Source organism: Nitrospirota bacterium, assembly GCA_040755395.1.
Taxonomy (GTDB): Bacteria; Nitrospirota; Nitrospiria; order Nitrospirales; family Nitrospiraceae; genus DATLZU01.
Genome location: JBFMAX010000052.1, coordinates 1 through 1,555, shown reverse-complemented (window position 1 = coordinate 1,555; position 1,555 = coordinate 1). Strand labels below are relative to the sequence as shown.

Annotated in this window: 3 protein-coding genes; all 3 read right to left on the bottom strand. The window is 58.6% G+C overall.

What is annotated here, in order from left to right; genetic code table 11:
- Nucleotides 1-276: ATP-binding cassette domain-containing protein (locus AB1555_20085; protein MEW6248978.1), on the bottom strand; the 276-nt coding region annotated here is incomplete at its 3' end.
- Nucleotides 277-365: 89 nt separating this feature from the next.
- Nucleotides 366-1,175 (bottom strand): PEP-CTERM sorting domain-containing protein, encoded by an 810-nt coding sequence (locus tag AB1555_20080; protein MEW6248977.1) that lies wholly within the window; start codon nucleotides 1,173-1,175, stop codon nucleotides 366-368.
- 247 nt (nucleotides 1,176-1,422) lie between these two features.
- The coding region (locus tag AB1555_20075; protein ID MEW6248976.1) for a nitroreductase family protein at nucleotides 1,423-1,555 on the bottom strand (133 nt) is incomplete at its 5' end.

The following is a 1,555-nucleotide window of genomic DNA, read 5'->3' as shown; positions in this document are numbered from 1 at the left end:
CCCCATGCCGGCGACCACGGTCTCGAATACCGTGAGATCGGGATCGAGCGGCGGCTCCTGGGGCACATAGCCGATCCTGAGGCCGGGCTGCAGCCACAGGGTGCCGTCGTCGAGGTGGGCCTTGCCAGCCAACGCAGCGAGCAGCGAGGATTTGCCGCTGCCGTTCCTGCCGATCAGCGCGACGCGCTCGCCGGCATCGAGCTGGAAATCGGCTGCGTCGAGCAGAGGCACATGGCCGTAGGCGAGGTGGCCGGCGTCGAGTTTGATGAGGGGCATGGGGTGCTATTAGACCGCAAAGCCCCCTCTCGTGCAGTCGTCAGCGTCGGTGCGCGCTACCCGTCAGTCTGGGTTTGTGATGGGGAGAATCAGCTGCGGCGGCGCAAGCTTCTCAGGCCGAGCAGAGTGATCCCCAACAGCGCGAGGGAACTGGGCTCGGGAACATGGAAAGGTGGATCGACGACGATGCTGTCGTTGGCGCAATTTTCGGTCCAGTGGATGTTGAATGGATTCCCGTCCCAACCTGCTGCCCACAGCAGGCTCAGATCGAGGCTCATCTCGTAGAAGTAGTGCAGATCACTCGATTTGCTGCCGTAGCCGGTGGCATGGCCTGTCGCGATGGTGGCGGTACCGATTTGCGTACCGCTACTCATGTAGGTCGGGTGGGCCGGGTCGGGATTGCCTGGGGCGTAAGCACCACTGGCGTTCCAGAGTCCGTAATTCCAGACCGGGTTCTTGTAGATACCGCCCGATGTTTGCAGGGGATCGGCGTTGCCGTTAGTGCCGTTATGCACGATATTGATGCCCACGTCGTATAAACCGTTCTTGCCGAAATCGATGGCAAAGTCGCCGGCGCCGTAACTATTGGCGGCTGGGTTCTGCAATGTGGCGGGATTGTGCCCGGTTGCCAGCGCAATGTAGAGCTTGCTGCCAATGATGGTGGCGTAGAGCGCTTCTGCATCATAGGCCTGCCCGCCCCAGCCAGGATTGAGGTAATACCCACCGTTGCCGGTTTGATCTTCGATGACGTAATGGATGCCGCTGGCGGGCACCCAGGTAGAGGGATCGATGCCCCAATCGGACAGATTGCCGTCGATGGTCAGGGCGGAAGCGGAGCCGCAAAGGCAGGCGAGCGTGGAGGCTACAAGGAGCCGGTCTTTCAGGAATCGGAGTGCCATGGGATATCCTCGAAACAAATGTTGCCAGATATCCTGAGCATTATTCATGCCAAAAATACTAACTTATTGTTTTTGAATTATCTCTGACAATATTTGTAATGCTGATCGACAGCAATGTAGTCTTTTCCGACACTTTGTGACCCGGCTAGATCGTTCGAGTGTCTTGAAGATGACGCTGTTGTCCAATAGCCGACGACCGCAGACGAAGAAGCGGCGTCTGAGCCCGTCAGCGTAGTGAATGACAGTGCTAGATGATCTTGCAGACTTCCTCGAAGCTCGGGCGAGGACTGCGCGGGAACAGAGCTGCCGGGTCGCCGTAGCCGAGATTGCAGATGAAGTTGCTCTTGACCGTCGTACCGGCGAAGAATTCGGCATCCACG